The sequence below is a fragment of the Virgibacillus sp. LDC1 genome, assembly GCF_025792345.1.
GTDB classification, from domain to species: Bacteria; Bacillota; Bacilli; order Paenibacillales; family Paenibacillaceae; genus Paenibacillus_AQ; species Paenibacillus_AQ lautus.
This window is the reverse complement of sequence record NZ_JAOXLZ010000002.1, coordinates 237141-259888: the sequence shown is the minus strand read 5'-3', so window position 1 is coordinate 259888 and position 22748 is coordinate 237141. Positions and strand designations below refer to the sequence as shown.

General features: G+C 41.6%; 22 protein-coding genes. 1 reads left to right on the top strand and 21 read right to left on the bottom strand.

From position 1 onward, the window contains the following. Window positions 1-173: 173 nt before the first annotated feature. The 11 genes from OHJ21_RS21900 to OHJ21_RS21850 all read right to left on the bottom strand — a co-directional run bounded on the left by OHJ21_RS21900 (window position 174) and on the right by OHJ21_RS21850 (window position 8474). Window positions 174-1193, bottom strand: coding sequence for an SPFH domain-containing protein (locus tag OHJ21_RS21900; protein WP_486021308.1), 1020 nt, complete (start codon window positions 1191-1193; stop codon window positions 174-176). Between the two features lie 21 nt (window positions 1194-1214). Then, a complete protein-coding gene (locus tag OHJ21_RS21895; RefSeq protein WP_486021125.1) occupies window positions 1215-2015 on the bottom strand; it encodes a TPM domain-containing protein in 801 nt (266 codons plus the stop codon). Further along, entirely contained in the window at window positions 2012-3043 is a 1032-nt protein-coding gene (locus tag OHJ21_RS21890; protein ID WP_326119533.1) for a TFIIB-type zinc ribbon-containing protein, read from the bottom strand. Before OHJ21_RS21890 ends, OHJ21_RS21895 begins: the two co-directional genes overlap by 4 nt. Before the next feature lie 27 nt (window positions 3044-3070). Then, a complete protein-coding gene (locus OHJ21_RS21885; protein WP_486021307.1) occupies window positions 3071-3775 on the bottom strand; it encodes a PspA/IM30 family protein in 705 nt (234 codons plus the stop codon). A gap of 155 nt (window positions 3776-3930) precedes the next feature. Further along, window positions 3931-4389, bottom strand: coding sequence for an Hsp20/alpha crystallin family protein (locus OHJ21_RS21880; protein WP_100539737.1), 459 nt, complete (start codon window positions 4387-4389; stop codon window positions 3931-3933). 254 nt (window positions 4390-4643) lie between these two features. Further along, window positions 4644-4871, bottom strand: a complete 228-nt coding sequence (locus OHJ21_RS21875; protein WP_100539736.1) for a MerR family transcriptional regulator — start codon at window positions 4869-4871, stop codon at window positions 4644-4646. 67 nt (window positions 4872-4938) lie between these two features. Next, entirely contained in the window at window positions 4939-5181 is a 243-nt protein-coding gene (locus OHJ21_RS21870; RefSeq protein WP_100539735.1) for a cold-shock protein, read from the bottom strand. Window positions 5182-5280: 99 nt separating this feature from the next. Continuing rightward, the gene (locus OHJ21_RS21865; protein WP_006207692.1) at window positions 5281-5481 is read right to left on the bottom strand and encodes a cold-shock protein; all 201 of its coding nucleotides are present in this window, start codon (window positions 5479-5481) and stop codon (window positions 5281-5283) included. A gap of 394 nt (window positions 5482-5875) precedes the next feature. Next, the gene (locus OHJ21_RS21860; RefSeq protein WP_100539734.1) at window positions 5876-7681 is read right to left on the bottom strand and encodes an ABC transporter ATP-binding protein; all 1806 of its coding nucleotides are present in this window, start codon (window positions 7679-7681) and stop codon (window positions 5876-5878) included. After that, a complete protein-coding gene (locus OHJ21_RS21855) occupies window positions 7678-8124 on the bottom strand; it encodes a lasso peptide biosynthesis B2 protein (RefSeq protein WP_486021124.1) in 447 nt (148 codons plus the stop codon). Before OHJ21_RS21855 ends, OHJ21_RS21860 begins: the two co-directional genes overlap by 4 nt. 59 nt (window positions 8125-8183) lie before the next feature. Beyond that, window positions 8184-8474, bottom strand: a complete 291-nt coding sequence (locus OHJ21_RS21850; RefSeq protein WP_100539732.1) for a lasso peptide biosynthesis PqqD family chaperone — start codon at window positions 8472-8474, stop codon at window positions 8184-8186. 343 nt (window positions 8475-8817) lie between these two features. Between OHJ21_RS21850 and OHJ21_RS21845 the strand changes: the two genes are divergently transcribed. Further along, on the top strand, window positions 8818-10365 hold the full coding sequence (locus OHJ21_RS21845) for a hypothetical protein (protein ID WP_486021123.1): 1548 nt from the start codon (window positions 8818-8820) through the stop codon (window positions 10363-10365). Between the two features lie 98 nt (window positions 10366-10463). On the opposite strand, the gene OHJ21_RS21840 is transcribed toward OHJ21_RS21845, so the two are convergent. The 10 genes from OHJ21_RS21840 to gmd form a co-directional block, all read right to left on the bottom strand. After that, entirely contained in the window at window positions 10464-11606 is a 1143-nt protein-coding gene (locus tag OHJ21_RS21840; protein ID WP_486021122.1) for a nucleotidyltransferase domain-containing protein, read from the bottom strand. Window positions 11607-11637: 31 nt separating this feature from the next. Then, window positions 11638-12975: a UDP-glucose dehydrogenase family protein gene (locus tag OHJ21_RS21835; protein ID WP_100539729.1), complete on the bottom strand. Its 1338-nt coding sequence runs from the start codon at window positions 12973-12975 to the stop codon at window positions 11638-11640. A 230-nt stretch (window positions 12976-13205) separates the two neighbouring features. After that, window positions 13206-14591, bottom strand: a complete 1386-nt coding sequence (locus OHJ21_RS21830; protein ID WP_100539728.1) for a sugar phosphate nucleotidyltransferase — start codon at window positions 14589-14591, stop codon at window positions 13206-13208. Between the two features lie 27 nt (window positions 14592-14618). Then, window positions 14619-15854, bottom strand: a complete 1236-nt coding sequence (locus OHJ21_RS21825) for a glycosyltransferase family 4 protein (RefSeq protein WP_100539727.1) — start codon at window positions 15852-15854, stop codon at window positions 14619-14621. Further along, window positions 15851-16444, bottom strand: coding sequence for a WcaF family extracellular polysaccharide biosynthesis acetyltransferase (locus OHJ21_RS21820; RefSeq protein ID WP_486021121.1), 594 nt, complete (start codon window positions 16442-16444; stop codon window positions 15851-15853). The genes OHJ21_RS21825 and OHJ21_RS21820 overlap by 4 nt, the downstream gene beginning before the upstream one ends. Beyond that, window positions 16434-17624 carry a glycosyltransferase family 4 protein gene (locus OHJ21_RS21815; protein ID WP_100539725.1) on the bottom strand — a complete coding sequence of 397 codons (1191 nt, stop codon included), beginning with the start codon at window positions 17622-17624 and terminating at the stop codon, window positions 16434-16436. The genes OHJ21_RS21820 and OHJ21_RS21815 overlap by 11 nt, the downstream gene beginning before the upstream one ends. A gap of 11 nt (window positions 17625-17635) precedes the next feature. Next, window positions 17636-18664, bottom strand: a complete 1029-nt coding sequence (locus OHJ21_RS21810; protein ID WP_486021120.1) for a glycosyltransferase family 4 protein — start codon at window positions 18662-18664, stop codon at window positions 17636-17638. 148 nt (window positions 18665-18812) lie between these two features. Next, entirely contained in the window at window positions 18813-20246 is a 1434-nt protein-coding gene (locus OHJ21_RS21805) for a hypothetical protein (RefSeq protein ID WP_486021119.1), read from the bottom strand. Between the two features lie 67 nt (window positions 20247-20313). After that, window positions 20314-21666, bottom strand: coding sequence for a lipopolysaccharide biosynthesis protein (locus tag OHJ21_RS21800; RefSeq protein WP_100539722.1), 1353 nt, complete (start codon window positions 21664-21666; stop codon window positions 20314-20316). Window positions 21667-21731: 65 nt separating this feature from the next. After that, window positions 21732-22724 (bottom strand): GDP-mannose 4,6-dehydratase, encoded by a 993-nt coding sequence (gene gmd, locus OHJ21_RS21795; protein WP_100539721.1) that lies wholly within the window; start codon window positions 22722-22724, stop codon window positions 21732-21734. Window positions 22725-22748 lie beyond the last annotated feature (24 nt).

Below are 22748 nucleotides of genomic sequence, written 5' to 3'. Positions count from 1 at the left end.
TCAGCTACGGCGTTCATAGCAAAAAAGCCCCCTCACTTTATGAGTGAGGGGGTCGTGAGTTAAATTTACTTTTATATAGAAGAAATAACGCAGTTCGCATCGTTTTAACCGTGACATCAAAACCTTTATGTCCATCCCAAGGTTGTGCATTTATTCGTGCTGTTGGCTTTAATTCAACCCAGCTTATGACCACAATTCGGACAGAAGTTCGCCCCTTCGTTCTTCGCGCCGCAGTTCGGGCAGAAATTGGGCTTCTTGTTTCCTTCGGAAGTGGACGAGGCTGCTGGGGCGGATGGCTCCTTCGCGTCCGGAGACTGCTGGCTTTGATTTTGATTGTTTTGGCCCTGGTTCTGATTCATATTTTTCATCATTTCATTGGCCATGTTCATCCCCATCATCATGCCTGCCATATCAGAAGCCGCACCGCCGCCTTGCACCTTGCCGGACGCGATCCCGTCCGTCATGCTGACCTGCTGGTACTTTTGCAGATTGCCGATCATTTCATGGGAGGCCGTCTTCGTGATCATATCCTGAATTTCCTTCGGATAATTGAAGCTCATCACCTGGAAGCCGGTAATCGTCATCCCGTTGTCCATCACTTCCATGTCGAGGTCTTCCCGAATCCCTCTCGCGATGTCGGAAGCATTCGCCTGTAGATTGAACATGTCCTTGCCTTCACGGCTGATCCACTTCATCAACAATTGATCGAGCACCGAACTGATCCGGATTTTCACGTCCTCCACAAGGTAGCTCTCTTTGATCCCGGCAATCCTGTCGATCAGCGTTACGTAATCGTTCACTTTAAAATTAAACGTGCCGTTGGCACGGATCGGCATGCCGCCCGGCAGCTGCGGCGTCGGAATCAGGACCGGGTTCTGCGTGCCCCATCGGACGGTGAATTCCTTGGTGTTCACGAACAATACTTCCACGCGCATACCGCTGTTAAAGCCAAATTTAAATCCCTTGAGGGTAGATAAGAACGGGATGATGTCCGAGTCGATGTTATATACGCCTTCATCCTCGAAGATCCCTTCGATTTTGCCGTTATTGATGAATATCGCATCCTGACCGGAGCGAATGACCAGCTTACTTCCTTTTTTGATCTCCCGGTTGCGCCATTTCCAGAAAATCATATCATCTCTAAACTCTTCCCATTCCACTACGTTGGAGAATTGGTTCTTGAAAAATCCCATTGATGCTTCCATCCCTTCCCATTAAAATTTCCCGCTGCTGCTGCTGTGCGAATGGCCGCCGCCGGTGACGCCGCCTCCGCCTCCGCCGCCTGAGCCGCTGCTCGTGTTGCGCTCTATTTTCCGCTTTGTCACGGTCGTTCTAATATAACGGTCCTGCTGATTCAAGATCCCCGATGTGCTGGTATCCTCATAGGTTCGGCTGTTGACCGTCACCCGGCCGCCGGAGCGGAAAGCCATGATACCCACGGCGATAGCGCCGATGGCAGCGGCAGCTCCCAGCTGAAACCAGAGATTAAATATAATATTATCCGGGTTCACGTCCGGCTCAAAGCCCATATACCGATGAGCGGTTTTGATGTACTTTTCAAAAGCCTCTTTATATTTACCGCTCGATAAATCGGGCGTAATCTTGTTGCGTATTTTGGTCAGTCTCCCGGAATCGAGATACTTCTCAGCCTTATAATAACCTTCCAGATGCACGTTTCGAGAACCGTCACGAGCACTCATTACAATGGTTAGAATAGCGGTATTCCCGTACGGCTTATCATATCCGGGGGCATACTCATCGTAAAAGTTTTCGGTCCAAGTCTCATAATCGTCATTGGGGACGCTGTTAACCGTAAGGATCATAAAGTCCGTCTCACGTTCGGCGCCGTACTCGTTGGCCATCGCATTCAGCTCATGGCGTTCTTCCGGACTGAGCAAATTCGCCTCGTCAAATATCAAAGTCTTATCATCCGCAGCTTTGACGATCCCGGAGGGCGCTATCAAATATACCGTTAGTAAAAATAAGACCGTCCATAACGCATATCGTCTTCTCACAGGAACCCTCCTCCCATTGCCCAGGAGATTAGCTTCAAGGATAGCAAGGAGACGCCCGAAATGCCCGCGAACCACCCGGCCACCTTCGCTTTGCTGATCGGCGGCTTGCCGACCACCTTGCCCGTCTGGCCGTTCATCGCAAACGTATACTCCGATTTGTTGTAATCATAGTGCACCACCCATACCGGAAGAAGAACGTAATCCGCCTGTTTCTTGGTGGTATCGATCCGTTTGTTGGTATAACTCACGGTCGTGTATCCTGAGACCGCCGACGAAATATACGAATCAATGAAAGAGCTGATCTTTTCCTTAGCGCGCGGAAGAAGCTGCTCGTCGTCATGGCTGTATTTTTCCGCTATGTACCCGGCGAGATACGGCGTCTTGAATTCCTTCAGCTGCTGATAGGGAAAAGGCTCCAGCTTATCCATCAGCTCATCGTTCATTTTCTCCGAAGCATCGATCGGCACCTTCACATAATTCAAGCGAATCTTCCGGTAGATGTCGAAATGCTCGGTCTCCGTGTACTGGTAATCTCCTTGCGTGTAAGTTCTCACCTTGGTGCCCTGGCCATGAACCTCAACCCGATTATGGAGCTCATACAGCCAGAAGGGGACGTAAATCCCGGTGATGCCCTTGATCCGGTCCGCTGTCATAAATCCGCTTGGCGTCAACAGGCCGTTCCGGCACCATTTCTTGAACGCCTTCATCGCCTCTTCCTTCGTTATCGAAAAAGGGATGACCTTCACCGGTGCCAGCTCGCCGCTCAACCGGTCGCTGAGCACGACGGCCGATCCGCAGAAGCTGCAGGTCGTGGCGCTGGTCTCCGGCTCGGTCACGATCACGGCTCCGCAGCTGTTGCAATGGTACTCCTTTACCTCATCTTCCGCGAACACCTGCTTCTTCAGCGGGTCGGGGATTTCCTCGATGTTATCTTTTCTTCCGCAGCTGGGGCAAGACAACATTCCCGTATCGCCGTCAAAAACCATGCCGCTGCCGCAGTTCGGACATTTGTATTCAATTACCGGCATTTGCTCACCTCGATAACAATGAAATAGTTAATCCTTCTTGTTCAGCTTTTCTTTGATCGCTTCCAGTTCATCCTCGGCATTAGGAGGCGAAGTCGGGGCAGCTCCGTCCTTGCCCATGTTCTTCTCCAACTCGGCGATCAAATCGTCAAGATCGTCTTCCTTCGCTCCGGCGCGAAGCTCAGCCAGGGCCTCCGCTTCATCCAAAGCACGGCTCGCTTTCTCCTCCATAGTATGGAATGCCGCATTGGCACTGCCCAAGGAGGAACGGCCGGAATTCAGCTCCTGCTGGGTTTTGGCTGCCGCCATCTTCCCTTTCAGCTCGGCATAGCGAGCTTCCAGCTGGCTCATATCCGACACCAGCTTTTCCTGCATTTGTTTCATCCTGACGGCGTTTGCGGAAGCCGATTCGTGGGCTGCCCGCAGGTCGTTCAGCTTCATGGCCTGCGCTGCTTTTCTCTCCAGGAACTTCAGGGCATCGTCCTCATTTCCGGCTTCCACGGCCTTCTCTGCATATCGCTGCAGCTTCTGGATCTCGGCATTGCACTCATCAAGCGCCCGCTTTGCTCTTCGCTCATCCGAGAGCACCGAAGCCGTCTCTGCTTTTACCTTTCCCAAGTCCGCATTCAAGCTACGCATATAAGTATCAACTGTTTTCTCCGGATCTTCGGTCCGATCCAACAGTGCGTTCACATTCACCTTCATAACATCCTTAAACCTCGATAAGATTCCCACCATGAGTGTCCCCCTCGAAAAGTTTACATTTAACCTATAATACCCTATAGACCGCTAAAAGGTTTCAAATGCCGAAATTCGATGGAATATATGTAAAAATATACCTAAATAAAACAAAAAAATCCCCCGACCTTATAGATCGGAGGGTTTGTCTATTAGATATCGTCCCGAATCTGGATGCGTTTCTTACCGGGACCCGGCTGTTTCGGTATTTCAAGCTTAAGGACTCCATCCTTCAGGGAAGCGTCGATTTGGTCCTCGGCAATGTTCTGCACGTAAAACCTGCGCACATACTCGCCATAACGGCGTTCCTTCCGGACGATCTGCTGCTTTGTATCCTCCACGCTGTGATCTTCCTTGCGAACGGCTTTGATCGTTAAGTAAGGGTCAGCGTAGCTGATTTCGATGTCGTCTTTTTGAAAACCTGGAAGCTCCGCCTCAACCAGATAAGCGCGCTCCGTTTCTTTTACGTCTGTTTTGAAAGACATCATCGAACCTTTGAACGGTGCAAAAACTTCATCATGAAACGCATCGTTAAAGACATCGTGAAATGACTTCACCAACTGTCCGAAGGCATCCTCTCTGCGCTTTCCAAATGGCATCAAATCAAACATCATGAATATCCCCTTTCCTCTTTGACCTTATTTGACCTTACGCCTTTATTATATGCCTGCAACGCATAAATGCCAAAACCGATTATGAAGAAAATAGGACTAAAATAGCGTATTATCAGCCGATTTACCGAATGAATTTGTTTTGATCTTTCGATTTGACCTTTTTTGACCTTTAGACTGTTTCGTTTGCACGTTCCATAAAAAAGACACCCCTATGGGTGCCCGTTTCACTTATATATTGGAGTGAGGCAGACCTACCGTTTTTTCACAATCAGATCGATTTCACTCTTTAACAAAAGGTATCGATGCACGCTTCGCATGATTGGAACTTTGGTCAGCTTATTCTGATCGACATAGCTTTTCATTTGATCTTTGGACAGACCTAACAATTGACCTGCCTCAGAAACGGTTAATACTTCTTCATTACTGGTTGCATTAAACGTTTTTTTCACCTTTAAATTCCAATCTTCGAATACCTGCATGAGATCTCAACCTTTCTTTAACGCTACGAATAAAACAAAATGGTGAAGGAGCCGCGAGAGCTACTCCCTACGATTTGGTATCCTTGCGCTGATTCTTACGGTAAAGCTTGATTTGCTGATCCGACGAAACAAGGATCGGCAGGATTTTGTTGCTGCTGACCATGGACGACGCGCACTGTGAACAAACGGGAACTTCCTTGAACGAGAAGCTATCTCGAATCCAACCGTTACACCCTTCCTTCGTACAAGACCAGATCGCGGTCATCTCTTCCGGCAGATTTTCCAGTGGTTTATTCCAAGAATATGACAATGAACTTCCCCCTTAGCTACATTTTTAACGCCTTCATGCTGTTTGAGTTCTATTATAAAAAAAACCCCAAACGGTACGTTTGGGGATCTTTTCTCGAATCTACAGTTTTACAACGTTCTCGGCTTGCTGTCCGCGGTTGCCTTGAACTACGTTAAATTCAACACGTTGTCCTTCATCAAGCGACTTGAAGCCGTCACCAGTGATTGCACTAAAGTGTACGAATACGTCTTCGCCACCTTCAACCTCGATGAAACCAAAGCCTTTTTCTGCGTTAAACCATTTTACTGTTCCTGTTTGCATAGAAACACCTCCTAAATTTATATGATTTTCTCATTTTTGGTTAAAAAACAAAAAATTCACATATTGCACAAGGTTCCTAATCAAAATAATAACCCTCTGCAATATGTGAATCTCAGGTCAAAATCCCAATAAACTTATTATAACCTAACCGATCCAAAATAGCAAACGTCTTATTTCTTGGGTGATGATTCATAAAAAGGGATGGGTAAGATGAATTTTAACGATGCCCGCTTAGGGATATTAATCAGGAGGCCGGTAGCAGGGTTAATCTGCTAGCTAAAGACAGGTTTATGCAAAAAAAGGCCATTCCCCGGCAGAATACCGGGAAATGGCCCAAAGTTACAGCTTTAAAAATGTTTCGCGAATACAGCAATGTTATGCATCCCATCAGGGTTTACATCTGAGCACCTGTCTGATAACTGAGCAGCTGCCGGAAAGTGCCTTTGTGGTCCTGGGCCAGCTGCTGATAGCCCCCCTGCTGGATAACCCGCCCTTGCTCCATCACGATGACCTGATCCGCATGGCGTATGGTGGACAGTCGGTGGGCGATCACGATGATTGTCATGCTCCCTTTCAGCTGTTCCAGCGCTTCTTGTATCCGCTGCTCGTTCTCACTGTCAAGGGCGCTTGTCGCTTCATCCAACACAAGAATCGAAGGCTTCTTCAAGATAGCTCTGGCCAGCACAATCCGCTGGCGTTCTCCCCCGGACAGGCGGATACCGCGGTCTCCAATGACGGTATCGAGGCCTAGCGGAAGCCCGTGCACGAATTCATCGGAGGCTGAAAACCTCAGCGCTTCCCACAGCTCGTTATCCGAGGCATCGGGAGCAATCAGCTTCAGGTTATCCCGGATGCTCTCATTGAAGAGGAAAGGATCCTGCGCCACATATCCGATCCCCCCTCGGAGCGACATCAACTGACGTTCGTCCTCCATGGACACGCCGTCCACAAGAACTTGCCCGCTCTCCGGTTGAATCAGCCCCATGAGAAGATCGATAAGGGTGCTCTTGCCCGCGCCTGATTTGCCGACGATGGCCGTCATGCGATTGGCAGGAATATGTAGGTTGATATCTCGCAAAGCATAAACGGAGGAAGAGGCGTCGTACCGATAGTCCACATGACGACAATCGATTCCATGCTGCAGCCGATGTCGCTCGCTGCCTGTCATCGGAATCGATCCGGCAATCTCCCTGTCCACCTCGTATTCCGCTTGCAGCTCGCGTATCGCCCGGAAGGCCGGGAAATTCGACACGAGCTGCTCGGTGCTCGATTGAATGCTGATAAATCTTGGCCATAAGCGCGAGAAGATAAGAACGATCATCAGCAGCTGCTCCGCAGGCGTACGCAGCACTTCCAGCGCCAAATACACAAATCCGGCAACCAGCAGTACGGACGCGAGCCGATAAATCAGCTGGGACAAGGAGTTGATTCTGCCAAATTGAATGAAGTTGTGCTCCATTTTTCGCGACAGCCTGTCAAACCAGTTCATATGAAATGGCTCCAACCGGTTGCTCTTGATATCCTTGATGCCGTTGAAATGTTCGCTGATGCCCGCAAAATAATATTTCGACAGCTCTGTCGTCTGCTCGCCGATTCGCTTCGATCGCCGGATGAATTGGCGTCCAAACAAGGCAAGGAGCCCTCCGCTCAACAGGACGATAAAGGTCAGCATCGGAGCCAACCATAGGGCAAGGCCGATCTGAATGATCGTGAACAAGAAAGACGAGACCATCTGCAAGAATAAAAACGTGCCTTGATTCACGCGCCCGAGTTCATTGGTCATGACATGGTTGAAATCCGACTTGCGGTGGCGCAGGAAGAACTCCCATTTGGCATGCAGCAACCCCTGATACGTTTCCATGCGCAGTTTACGAATGAATCGCTGCAATATTTTTGCATTTAACAGGTTCTGGCTGCGCTGCAGCAAGGCTTGCCCGCCCACAATCACGACATAGAGGGCCAGCACCATCGGCAAATTAAGCTGCAATGACCATGAACCCGCAAGGTCCATCAAGGTTGAGACGAGCGGCACCCCGCTCAAATCGGTCTGGAATACACCAATGACACCGAGAAGCGGGACGATCAAATAGATGCCGATGCCGTCCAGAACACTGATGACCAGGATCATACCCATATTGAGGTAGAGTTTAACCCCGGCCATCCCATGCATTTTACGGATAAAATAAAAGAGATCCTTCAATGTAAAAACTCCTTATCGGATGGCCGCTTCAAATTCAAGCCTCCGGCCCCCATATCCCTACCGAATATCCCGACGACGGCATACCTTTCGTGCCCTTCTCTCCCCGTTACAATGTAAGAGCCGCAGCGGAGCCAGGCATGGGCAACCATCATCCCTTTGTCGTCCCGGCCGCTTCCCAGATAAAGCGTACTCGAAATCCCTCTTCGCTCCAGCATCTTCATCGCGGCGACCGCTTTCACCAGGCACTGGCTTTCCCACCATGTGACACGGCTCATGGCGTGTACGGCTCTTGAGATTTGGCGGACAAGCGAAAGCTCCTGCTCCGTATAGCCTGCATACGGCGTCTCCTTCATATGTTCTCCCAGAGACGGAGATACCTTTTGAAAAGGAAACAGCTTGAACACTCTTCCCCAGGCCAGATAAAAGTAAGCTTCAATGTACATAAGCTTTATGGCAATCGGAAAAGACATATACCTTCTTGCTTTCCGGTAAAGGCCCATTGCTATTTATCCACCTGAACAAGGCCTTCCGCGGCTAATTGCTTGAGGAATAATCGCACCTGCTGCTCACAGAGCTCCGGCTCGATCTCATACTCCAATACCAGTTGATCCACCATATTGGAGATCGTGACGGGAGACGAAATAAGTTCCCATATCCGCCCGCCAATCCGTCCCAGATTATAATACTTGCCGTTTTCGATGCTCAGCATCACCTTCTCGCCATCCATATCACTGACCAGAAAACCTTCGGATTGCATGATCAAATCTTCAGACGTGATGACATCAACGCTCATGGACATGTCCTCCTTAAATATCAAAGATACAATTTGTATCAATTATAACAACGGCATACCAATTTGTATACAACCTGCTATTAAAATCCTACTTTATTAACTACAATCAATTTCAAGATAATAACTAGATATATTTATGGTTCTAGTAAAACTTACTTCTCGTTGTTACGACTAATAATCAACAGCAAATCGTTAGTCGCCTATTCAACAGTTAACACTAATTACCGTCATCAGTAATACACTAATGTAATTCAATATAAATGATTATTTGTTCATTCATCATAAAATTCAATGTATTTACCCAGCTTACGATAACAACAATCAGTGAGGGGTTGGTAAAGAGATGAATAGTGTTCCAGGTAATGTTTATGTTGAAAATTTCCCCAGGAACGTAAATGAAAACGACGATACGCAAAGAATTCAACGAGCGATTGATCATGCTAAGAAACAAATTATTGGAGATAATTCCATTGGAGGAAGCGCTTATTACAGTAATGCGATATCGGTCGTATTTAAAGCTGCAAAGTATATAACAAGCGCTCCTATTAAGGTATACAAGGGCATCTACCTTGTGTCAGAAGGGCAAACATACTTGGTAGCCAGCCCCAGTGATAATTCAGTTGATTGTATCGATGCAACGAATCAAGCAACCCAATTCAGAGCAAAAAATCTTAGTTTTATTGGTTACAACACTGCACTCCATATTACTACAGGGAATGTTGATGTATCTAATATCCAACTGGAAGGCCTATACTTCCACATGTGTAACGTTGGAGTTGACACGGGGAGCTTTACATCAAGTCGGAGTACCATTTTAACCATAAATGATTGCAGATCGTGGAAAACATCCGTTTTCTTAAAAAACTATTGTGACATGACTTCTATGAATGATTGCTGGATTACCCATAATGGCTCAGATGGAGCAGCTATCTATAACGATGGGTTTCTTAACATTAGAGGGGGTGTTTTCGTACCACTACCACCACAACCTGAATCGAATCCTAGGTGGATCGATTGCTATGAAAGTTCAGGACAACATAGTGGTTTATTTATTGATGGGGCACGCTTTGGAGCTGAAGGAGGAGGAGGATATCCAATTGTATATAATTTCATGCCCCCTGTCCTTGATTTATCAAAGAACGAAGGTAATGTGATCTCTATACAGAATTGTCTACTTTCTTCAGCATCAGGATCAAGGGATTCCAATATTATTTTATTTAACCTTCCCAATAGAATTAGCATTAAAAATTGTTTTGGATTCACTGATTTGCTAAATGGAATTGTATCATGCGCACCTTCGTTTAATCCCGATCTGTTACCATATAGCCCTTATATATCGATTGACTTCGATGACTCTGTCTACCAAACATTAGGTTATAAAAGGCTCGATTCCCGATTAGAACGCTTCTTTTCTAATGGATATCGTAGGTTCAGGCGTACTTTCGGCATTAGTGGGAGACAAATAATACCTGAAAAATCATCAAATGGAAAATCAATGGTAACCATTGATATCGAGCAGCTTACCGGTAATACGCTGGAACAACAGAGGCAACTTGGATTTGCTATGATGGTCATTACAACGGCCCCTGGATCATCTAGCAATACAGGGTATAAGTGCATATCCACAGCTTTCATCACATGTGTTGGTGGGAGTGAACAATCCCGAGTAATAAAACGCCTCAACTATGTTGTAAAAGACTCGATTCCTGGTGGGCAAAATTTCTCTGAAACATGTGACATTACTTCGGTACACTGGGGATCAGGTGAAACGGGGAGTAGAGATCAAGCACAATCATCAACCAACACAAAAATCACAATTATCTTTAACTGTCCAGGAAACGTGGCAGCAGCAGGAGCTACATTTACTCCATTACTCGGTCTGGATTTATAAAGAAAAAGGGCACGATGAGCAAATTAGTATTGCAATAACTAAACGAGATTCATGGTGCCCATTAAGACTTTTCTAATAAGTGACTGGCTAGAATTAAATTAAGTCTTTCTCAATAACCTCCAAAACCATAAGAAAGGCCGAAGTGGAATGTACAGAAAATAAAATGGCTTGGATAAAGGAAGAATTTCTGCGTCCAAGGAACTTGGGAGGAGTCTCTTTATTAAGAGGTGCATTTTCTGTTTTAGTGTCAATGCTGAAACCATGCTTCGTTTGTATTTAGGATTAGATGCCTGTGGTAGATCATTACTATTTTTTATTCCCTCCAAAGCCATTTGAGCCAGTTCGACTGCTTTCTCACTCACTACTAACGATTGTATTTCTATAGGAACTATAGATGATAACAACAATTTGCTCAATAGAGCGGCTTGTTCTACGTAAATTCTCCCTCCATATAGTTTGAAGTAATTATGCAGTTTGGAGGGATCTATTTGATTATGAAACAATCGATCCATATCAATCAACCAGCGGAGGCGAAACCATCCATGTCTAGCACCATGATCAGCAAGATAAGCCAATAAATCTTCATTCCCTAAATGGTTAAATTGCTGGTCATAAATCGTCATTGTTTTTTTGTTCTGCCAAAGCTCTTCAAATGAAGGTGATTTTATTATTTCGGGATTAAGTCGCCAATGAACTTCTATTTGAGTAGAATGTTCTGAATGAATGAAGGAAATATGATGTGATTTCTTTTTCCAAAATAAGTGAGCATCTGTATTGTCAGGACGATACCCGAGTTGAGTTAATACTTCTTTGCTTTTCTCAACATCACTGGAACAAATGAGGATATCTAAATCCTTAGAGGTTCTGTGAGATAACTCTCCATACAGTTGAAGAGTAAGTACAGGCCCCTTTAACACCATTGATCGAATTCCATTGTCTTGAAGTGCTTTACAAGCTGTTCCTAATTCTCGCGTTAACTGTAACATCTTTATTGTGTTTTTCCTATAAAGTTGTTGAAGCTTCAACATAACGTTTTCATGAATTAATCTTGAACCATTTTTACTCAATTTGATATATACTAAAGGATAAACACGATGATGTATCACTAAATTCAGGAACTTACTCCAATCGATATTGGAAAGATACGTTTGCATCTCCTCTTCTTCCAAGGTTACATCTTCGCGTAATATATAGAGCATAAAGGACAGTTCAGTTGACAGATCACTTTTACCAACACTCATAACACTAAGCATAGAAAGAACCTCTCTCTAATTACATTAATAAAATAGGACTCATTTCCTTAACACCTTTGTTCATATTTGGTCTTCCTACGGAATAGTAGTTCAGTTGGGTTACTGCAAGTTCTTCTTCGCTATATATATTTCGACCATCAATTAAATAAGGTTGTTTTAACCATGACTGAATAAGAGAAGGCGCAATTTTTTGGAATTCCCCCCATTCAGTTAGTATGCATAATGCATCTGCGTCTTTAGCTGCTTCACGTGCGTCTTGGCAATACATAATGTCTGCAATATTATAGCTTTTGATAAAGTTATCCGTTGCAATCGGATCGTAAGTTCTTACATTTGCTCCTCTCTCTAAAAGAGAAGTTATTATTTCAAAAGCAGGTGCGTCTCTTACATCATCTGTTTCTGGTTTAAAAGCAAGCCCCCACAAAGCAATCGTCTTTCCTGCTAGCTCCCCTAAAACGGATTCGAGTTTTCTAATCATATTAAATCGTTGATCACGATTCACTTCTACAACCGATTTGAGTAACTTAAAATCGTAATCCATCTGCCCTGCAATCTGAATTAATGCTTGAGTGTCTTTCGGAAAACATGAACCACCATAACCAATACCAGCTTTCAAAAATGAAGTGCCAATTCGTTTATCGTGCCCCATCCCAGTGGCAACCTGTGTAACGTCAGCTCCCACCTTTTCGCATATATTAGCGATTTCATTAATAAATGAAATTTTGGTGGCAAGAAACGCATTCGAAGCATATTTAATCATCTCCGCACTTCGAATATCTGTTACAAATATATTACTTGTTAATGGGGCATGAAGTTCAATTAACCTCAATTTTGTATATTCATCAGAAGTACCAATAATAATTCTGTCCGGAAAAAGGGTGTCTTGAACCGCTGTTCCTTCCCGTAAAAATTCAGGAACAGAGGCAACCTCAAATGGAAAAAGTGATTGTGAAGAGATAATGTTCTGGATCTTCTCATTTGTACCAACGGGAACTGTACTCTTGGTGACAATGATTTTAAAACCATTTAGTGAATCGCCAATTTCCTTTGCGGCTTGCTCAATATAACTTAAATCTGCTTGCCCACTAGCTAGTGAAGGGGTACCTACCGCAATTAAAATGATATCCGATTTTTGGACAGCTTCGGTTAGATCTGTCGTGAAACGCAGACGCTCCTGAGTTATATTTTTATGTATGAGTTGCTTTAGACCTGGTTCATATATAGGTACTTCCCCCTGATTGAGCATTTCAATTTTAGCTTCCATCTTATCGACACAAATAACTTCATTTCCGAGATCTGAAAAGCACACTCCCGATACCAATCCGACATATCCCGTACCAATCACAGCCAGTTTCATTCTACCAGCCCCTCCTAAAGTAATTAGCCGTAGCACTTTTTCATGAGTCAAATATAAGCATTATGGCTACTTATTGCTTCTATTGCGAGACACGACAAAAAAGCATGAATTCCCTGCCTCATCTTTACAGAATCAAGATTAAAGGCTTGAATACTCATACCAAGAGATAAATACGATTGAATTTTATAGACAACTACCTGATCAAAAAAAGCATACATCAAATGTCGTGATTAAACCTTAATGCAATGTCGTGCTATTTCATCCCAAGTATGGTATAGCTCAACGACTTGATTCTCCTCTTGTTTGACACCACTCTGAACCACGATGATTTCCAATTCAGATAGAGCCCTAATACTGTGCAGCGTTTTCACAGGATTATGAAGGACATTCCCAACACTCACCTCCATAAAATTTCCATTTTGGATAAATTCCCCTTTGCCTTTTACAATAGTCCATACCTCTTCCCGACTCGTATGCATTCGGTAACTCAAATTTTTGCCCTTTTGAATGCTTACCCTTTTGGTTGTAACACAACGTCCGTCTTCGTACTGATTATCGTCTAAAATTCGAATTGATCCCCATTGCCGTTCCTCGTACATCGGTCCCTGGTCGAAATTGATAAAGTCTTTTAGACGAGGGCTCGCACTTTTGTCGGATACTAAAATACCGTCCGGACTTATTGCTACAACTATATTGGATAACCCAAGTATTGAAACCGGAATGTCAATCTCATTTATAAGATGTGTATTAGAACAGTCTTCACTTATGATTCCCTTACCAATTTGATGGTTTTGCATTTCTTCCGTTAGTGTGTTCCATGTCCCAAGATCTTTCCAATAACCTTCATAAGGAAGAACCACTAATTCAGACGCATTCTCCAGCACTTCGTAATCAAAACTAATCTTGGGAAGTTTATTGTATTGCTTGGATAACTCTTCGAACTGAATAGGCAGTCCTTTACGTTCCAGCAACTCAATAACATAACCAAGCCTAAAAGCAAATACTCCACAGTTCCAAAGAGCATTTTGATCTATCAAACGTTCTGCCATTGCTTCCGTTGGCTTCTCCTGAAAGTGACTAACTGACATATATGTGTCGTTTAAACTTCTCTCATTATGTTCATCGGTTCTTGTGGGAATGATGTATCCATACTTCGTAGAAGGATATGTTGGTTGTACTCCAATAAGTGCTATGTCAGCATTAGAGCAATTGAGTACCTCTTCTAGTTGCTTAATCGATTCAAAAAAATGATTCTCTACATAAGGATCAACCGGCAATATGACAATCACTTCATCCAGCCCAACTGTGGCATGAGAATACAAAAAAGTAGATGCCAACATAATAGCCGCAAAGGTGTCTCTCCGCTCCGGTTCTACTATAAGAGGGATATCATTTCCGATTTGACTTCGCATAATTTCAATTTGAGAGCTGCTGGTGGCGATGTAACAGGATTCTACCAAACCGTTTCCTTTTATTTGTCCCCATACACGTTGAACCATGGAAACAAGCTCGTTGTTATCATTTTCGAGCACTTTAAGAAACTGTTTGGATCTCGCATCGTTAGATAAGGGCCACAATCTTTTACCGGATCCCCCGGATAACAGGACTAATTTCATTCTCGCCCCTCCTTATATTCCTCATATTTATATTGATATCAAGAGACTGCGATACTTATCCAACGATTGTTCTTTTCTTAAATGCTCTTCTAAATATTCTCTTCCTTGTACGCCCTTGCGCTCTAACACACTACGTTCAAGTTCATAGAAAGTTCTTACTTCCTTCACTATCATTGAATAGTTTTGTGGCTCCACAACAACACCGCAACCACTTTTTTCAATTAACAAACTTGCCTCACTACCTTTTTCAAGAACCCCTAAGATCGGCTTACCTGCAGCCATGACACCATAAATCTTACTGGGCACTGAAACCCCTTTGATTCCTTTTTGGTTTACTACCAAATGTACATCAGCCGCATTCAATGTATATTTAATCTCTGATTTCGGTTGAAAAGGTAAAAAGAAAACATTTTTTAATTTATGTTGTCTCACATAGGTCTCCATTTTGGATTTAACTGCCCCATCTCCTATAAAAGAAAAGACAATATCATCATAATTGGATAAATCCTTTGCTATCCTTATCAAGTTTTCTAAATCGTAATACAAGCCCATATTCCCCGAATACATAATAATGAATTTATCTTCCCAACCGTTACTCTTTATGAATTCGTGGACTTTAGGATGATCTTTCGAGAGAGGAACAATCTCTTGTTCATCCGTCCAATTATTAATAACCGTGCTATTGGTAATTGCCTGGTTAGCCAATCTTTTATACAATGTTTCTTGCATATCGTGACCTACAGTAATTATATGATCCGCATATTTACAATTCATTGTATCCAGCCATCTCGCAACTCGGTAAAGGGACTTGTTTTTTATATAGCTTACTGCCTCCGCTTGTTCAGGGTTAAAATCCTGAATATTGTAAATATGTTTGGTCCGTTTGAATAATTTACCTATAGAGCCTATCAGCCCACCTAGTATCGGAGGCGTGGAGATCGTATAGAGAATCTGAATATCCTTTTGCTTAAAAACACATAAATTTGCATAAAAAAAATAAGCCGCAATATATCGCAACCTACTCCATTTATTCCGCTTGTCTTGCTTTGGAAGCCGAATCCTTATAATATCAATATTCTCCAATTTATCTTTCACGAACCTTTTTCTTGTGCGATGTTCCTCCTTAGCTTCTTCTGGCTGAGCCGCAATAACGGTTATTTCAAAATCATGTTGTAAATGAAGGCAAAGTTCTGTTAAAAGTTGTCCGGTAGATGCATAGTCAGGATAAAAATAATTGATTACAAAGACCATTTTTTGCTTCATAGTAGAACCTCTTTCAATCGTTGTGTCTCTTCCGTTACTTCGAATCTATACTTGACGAAACGTGCAGGTAATCCAGCATGAACTTCATTGGAGGGTACATCCCGGGTGACCGTGCTTCTTGCAGCTACTATCGACATTACACCAATTGTTATACCGGGATTAACAAAAACATCACTTGCAATCCAAGCACCATCACAAATTTTGATGGGTTTTGTAATTAAGCCGAACTTAACATCATGAATATTATGAGTTCCCGTACACAGATAGGCATTTTGAGATACTATACAATGCTCACCCACTTCAATTTGATCTAGGTTATAGAATTCAACATGATCACCAACCCAGGAATAATCACCAATAGTTACCTTCCATGGATATGTAAATCTTGCTGTGGGTCTTACTTGAACTCCTTTCCCTATACGAGCACCAAATAAACGTAAAAGAAAATTACGCCATTGATACATAGGATGTAACGAGAATCGAAATAGACTCCCTTGAACAAGCCACCAAAGTAATATAAACCACCCACTCTTTCCTCTTGAGTAGCCATCTTGACTATATTGATCTAATCTAATCCTGTTATTTTCCATGTGCCATCTTTCTCCCATTAGGAATGGTTTCATTGCTTAACAATGTATTGTACACTTTTAATGTTGAATTCAAATATTGTTCGTGAGTAAAATGCTCTAGAACTCGTCTTTTACTATGAATACCATATTGATTCCCTTCCACATTTTTAAAGATATATCTAATTGCCTCAGCAAGAGCTTCTTCATTCTTCGGAGGCACCAAACACCCTATGTCAGGAGTAACCATTTCGGGAACGCCTCCAACATCTGTGGCTATAATCGGTAATGATGCCGCCATTGCTTCAAGAATCACGGTTGGGAAAATATCATATACGGAAGGAAGTACAAACAAATCTGCTTGCAACAATAACTCAGGAACATCTCTGCGAAGCCCTAAGAAGTAAACATTATTCAAATCTAATTCCTTAGCTAAAGTTTGTAACTGTTCTTTATACCCCTTCTCTGATTCAAATGCTACGTCACCAACAATTAGGTACTTTACATCTGGGTTTGTTTGTTTAGTAATGTGCGCTGCTTTAAGTAAATATTCTATCCCCTTCATAGGAGAAAGCCTTGCAACAGTAACTGCAATCTTATCTCCACTATTTAATCCTAATTCTTGCTTCACTCCATTGGCTGCCTGTTTATTATCAGAATTCTTCTTGATTTCAATACCGTTATAAATTTTAATAAGCTTTTTCGAATAACCTTTTCCCCACTTAAACATTACTTTACTTCTGTCGCATAAAACGATTACTTTGTCATTGAACAAATGATTCAGGTAGGCAACACATTTATAAGCAAACAGAGGCTGTCTAGGCAATTCATGAACTGTTTGGAGGGTCGGAATGCCCAGAAGCTTTCCAACAATATTTCCCCCCATCAGCTCCATCTTATGAGAATGAATAATATGAATTTTATACTTTTGAATAATGACTCTAAGGGCTTTCATAGAACGAAATAAATTTATTACATTACGAATGTAGTATGTGGAATCCGTCGGTTTGCCAAAAACAGCTAATGTAGTAAAAATCACCTGTGCACCGGCAGCTTCATACTTTTCAACATACGGGCTTGAGGAAGGTAATACAACATAAGGTTTAAACTTTTTTTTATCCAATCCTTGAACCAGTTGAAGCAGAACAGTATCCACTCCGCCAACATGACTGGCATAAGGCTGAATGTAAAGTATGTTATTCATATTCTCACACCTCACGAAATGACCTTTTTTATCGCTGTTGAAACAGCCTTAGCATAAGAATTAGGGTGTAGTTTTCTCCATAACCCTAAGCTCATTTTCCAACCAGAACGTACATAATCTTGATGATCCATTAACCAATGAAAAGCCCTCAGCAAGTCATTCTCATCCATCGGATCAATGATCAAACCGTTCTGTTGATCCAGTATAATATCTTTTGTTGCTCCAGCATATTTAGATGCGAGAACAAATGTATTTGAAGCCAGTGCTTCATTTACAACCAAGCCCCAAACTTCAATTAATGAAGGAAAAAGCAGACAATGACTCTGAACTAAATAATTCGTCAACTCTTCCTTTTGCTTATATCCTTCAAAGTAGATTTGTTTTTCTAAACCAAACTCCTTAACTTTTTGTTTCAGTTTCTGTTCATCGGGACCAGAACCCACAATTCTTAATTCCCATTGTGAATGATTCAGCAATCGAAGAGCATCTATAATTTGAACTAATCCTTTTCGCTCAATAAGTTGACCAATAAATAGCATCTTAATCTTATCACTCTGAATGAAGTCCATTCCTTCATTAACCAGGCTCTCATAATATTTGTTACGATAATATCTAACATCCACTGTATTGTAGCCGACAACTATTTTCCTTTCTTCTACGCCATAATGTCTCAGGCATTTTGCAGATTCGGTACCGTAAGTTACAAAGGAATCAGCTGACTTAAAAAAGAACTTTCGAACCCGATTTACCATGGTGTTCTGCACCCTGCTACTGTCTAGAGTACTCCCCCACCATACAATAAATTTTTTTCTAAATAGTCGACAATACACGAGAGCGGACCAATATCCAAGCGAGTCATATCCAGAAGTAATAATTACATCCGGATTTTCTCGAATCAACTTAAAAAAAATACCCGGATTAATGTGCACACCCATATCCAATTTCTGAATATAGGTATGAACCCCAGGTAAACATTGATAATCGTATTTAATTTCTTGATGATTTATATTCCATTGCCGATTTTTTTCACGCTCTTCCAAATACCAAACTTGTAACTTAATTTCCTTATGCTCTTTTAGCTTGTTTAGGACCGGAATCCTGTACGGAGCAATCGTATTCGTAAGGATAAGGGTTCTGATCATACGCTCACCTCAATATAATATCTCTTCCCTTAATGGACCGGAAGAACTATGGCCTAATCCTTCTGCGAAAAATCAGGAATATTATTACAGGAAGTATTGCAAATTGAAAAGATAGTTTCGTTAATACAGATAACCCGCCTCTATTTAGTTGAATAATGACGAAAGGAATAACAGCAGCAAATAAAATCTGCCCAATATAATGATTCGATGCCAGGACCTTCCTCATCTTATTATTTAGCGTATTAGAGACATACCCGATGACGAATGAAAAAATTATGATAAAAGTCATTCCTCCGTTCACAAAAAGCTCTGTAAGCAGGTGAGCGGTTCCGACCGGTTTTAAATTTTCTAACGCTTCATTCTCCATAATAAACCGTTCAAAAAACTGATAGTTATTTTTGTTATTCAAGATAAAGGATGGGACCTGTTCTACGATAGGATCGAGTAACGTTTTTCCGTATAAAAAACTTATTGTATGCTCCTTAAACAGCTCTATACACTTCAGAAAACTAATATAGTTAAAGGTTGTTTCGTAAAAGAAAAATCGGATGGGAGCCTTCAGAAGAGAAAGGAAAGTAAAGGCCTGTTCCCCCCCTGATTTTCTTATCATCCCGATCAAGCCTAGAAATAACAATAGCGAGATCCCAAAAATAATTTCCTTGGTCTTAAGTTTCCTTTTGTAATTTACCAACTTATACAATAATGCGATCTGGAATATAAAGGTGAATGTTAATTGCCTAATTCCTAGAGGAAACAATAATAAATGAAATAATCCAGCAAACAATAAATATTTTTTTTGGAAACCTGTCACTCGTATTAGAATTAATGTCCCTATGTCGATTGCAAATACTGCAGTAAACAAATACACATATCCGACATTCTTTAAACTATACCCTGCGCTAATTGCACTAAGATAATCTATTTTGTATAAGCCAAAAAAGAATAAGCCCATCGCTGCTAACAGCCAATAGTGAATGAAAAACCTCGAATGAAAATAATTGTATTTTTTTGAGGCCAGGTCAACTTCCTCATGTGTAGTATCTTCCACATCCTTACTTGATTTCTTATTAAATAAGAAATAGGAGAAGTAAAATAAAGAAAGAAATAAACAGTTATAGTACAGTGATTCTGATACGGTGGCAAATGTATAAACTTCATTGAAATGAATTTTTGTGCCAATAAATCCTTCCAATCCACCATCGGTTAACAAGTATAATGGCACACCTACAGAATATGCGAAAAATGACCATCCCACTATTTTGTCCCAGGTTATCCCTTTTGAAGTAACGATCATATTTGATAACCCAATCATTATGTACATAATGTAAGACGTAAGCAGATTTGTCTTTAAATACAGTTCATACTCAATAAATATAATGGAGAGCAGAATGACTGCAAACATGACTAGCAGATAAATGAACTTTAATTGTGATTTATACAAATAAGATGAACCTGTTCTGGCGGGTAAGGAAATTCTCATCATTTTTCACCAATCCATCTATAAGTTATTGCAGTGTATCATTGGTTTACATCTTCTAAGCACTTCATTATCCAAGCAATGAGGATTGTTTGATAGCACCGCCTTCTTCTGTATCCACACTCCCATTCGATATTTTCCTGTTAACAAAAATAATTGAGAATACAACAAGCGGTATTGCAACAAATCTTGATAAGCCTGCAGCAGAGTCCCCAAAATAAGGAATGAGTATAGACATTATGGTGAAAATGGATACCGATGTTGATAACGAAAGTGCTGTGTTAATTTTGATGAACCCTGTTCCATTCAAATAATAATTTGGAATTATGGCAAAAGCTCCGATAGCTACTGAAAGAACTAGCAAGCGGAAAAGATCAGTATGAAGACTGGCAAATTCCAAACTAATCCATAACGTTAATATGGAATGTGCAAACAAATAAGCAACGAGGGATGCAATAATAATGAATATTGATTTGCACATAAATGCTATTGAGTAAACTTTCCTTATCTGTGCGGTTTGCTTACTCTCATATAATGAACTGAATTTTGCAAATAAAAATGCAGATGCAGCAGCTGGCATTTCATGTATCTTTATAACAAGTTGCATACAAACCGCATAATACCCTAATACGCTAGGACCTAATAATGAGCCGATGATAAGTTTATCAGCTTGATTATTTAAGGCGCTGATTATCATTTGAAGCCAAGAGTAAATCCCATACTTGAAAATTTCCATGAATATGGATCGGTTTAATCGAAGTCTGAAGAGTAGGTTTGAGTTAACCTTTTTTGCTATATAGGCATTGATAAACAAAAGCAACACGGTTGAAATGAATAAAAATATAACCAGTAATTTAATATCTTTATAAATAAGTGCAAGTCCTGTAAAAAGGATAGATGTTAATACGTTGTAGACAATATTCACCTTGCTGTTGATATCATACCTTTGCTTGGCCATATAAGATCCAGAGATTACGCTGTTAATAATTCTTAGCCCTACAACGCCGCCTATTAAATGAATGACTGGAAGGATTGAATTCACACCAGAAGTTCCAAAAAACACTGGGAATACGAAAGTATCGAATAACAGTGTTAGTGCATTGATGACAAGCGACAAAATTATTGAGAGTGTGAATGCTACAGAAAACAATTGATTAAACATTGAATCATTTTCTGACGATTCGTATTCCGATCCAATCTTAATGAATGCATTACCTAAACCGAAGTTAGATATGCCAAGTATATTTATAAGCGAGTTAATTAGCACCCATATTCCGTAATTAGCACTTCCTAGGTTTTTTAAAAGCATTGGTGTTGTTATGATGATTACGACGGGCGTTATAAAATAGGATGAGATACTAAATAGCACATTATTAAAGTCCCTATTTTTTTTTATGGATGCTATTCTATCTATTAGTTTCATAAAATGAGTGCTCCACTCTAAATTTTATACACCTTGCAACTAACCCGATAAATTTTGATAAAAGTCTAGATAGATAATAGTGTCTCCTTATTCGTTATCTGTGTGCGAACTCTTCTCATGTCCACATCTACCATCATTTGAATCAACTCTTCAAATCCAATCTCAAGTTCCCAACCTAATTTTTCTTTCGCCTTTGAACAATCACCAAGCAAAAGGTCTACTTCAGCTGGGCGTACAAATTCGGGATCTATTACAACATAATCTCTATAATCCAATCCGACATAAGAAAATGCTACCTCAAGAAGTTCTTTAACCGTATGCATTTCACCAGTAGAAATTACGTAGTCATCTGGCTCAGCCTGCTGTAACATTAACCACATTGCTCTCACATAATCTCCCGCGAATCCCCAGTCACGAAGAGAATCCAAGTTTCCCATACGGAGCTCATTTTGAAGTCCGAGCTTTATCCTGGCTACACCGTCAGTAACTTTTCTTGTAACAAATTCTAGTCCACGTCTTGGAGATTCATGATTGAACAGAATACCCGAACAAGCGAACATATTAAAGCTCTCACGGTAGTTTACAGTAATCCAGTGGCCATAGACTTTAGCCACACCATATGGGCTTCGCGGATAGAAGGGGGTCGTCTCTTTCTGCGGAGTTTCTACTACTTTTCCGAACATTTCAGAACTAGATGCTTGATAAAATCTAGCCTCCGGCTTCATGATTCGAACAGCCTCTAACATGTTCGTAACTGCGATTGCCGTATATTGTCCAGTAGCTATAGGTTGTGGCCAAGATGCTGCTACAAATGATTGAGCAGCCAGATTATACACTTCATCCGGATCTGAAATTTTTACCGCTTCAATTAGAGATGCCATATCAGTCAAATCTCCAGAGATCCATCTGATTTCATCTTTGATATGATTAACATTCTCATAATTGGGGGTACTTGTGCGTCTTCGCAATCCGTATACTTCGTATCCTTTTTCTAATAGAAGCTCAGCTAAATAAGAACCATCTTGCCCTGTAACACCGGTAATTAACGCTCTTTTCATGTATGTTCCCTCCCACGGACTACG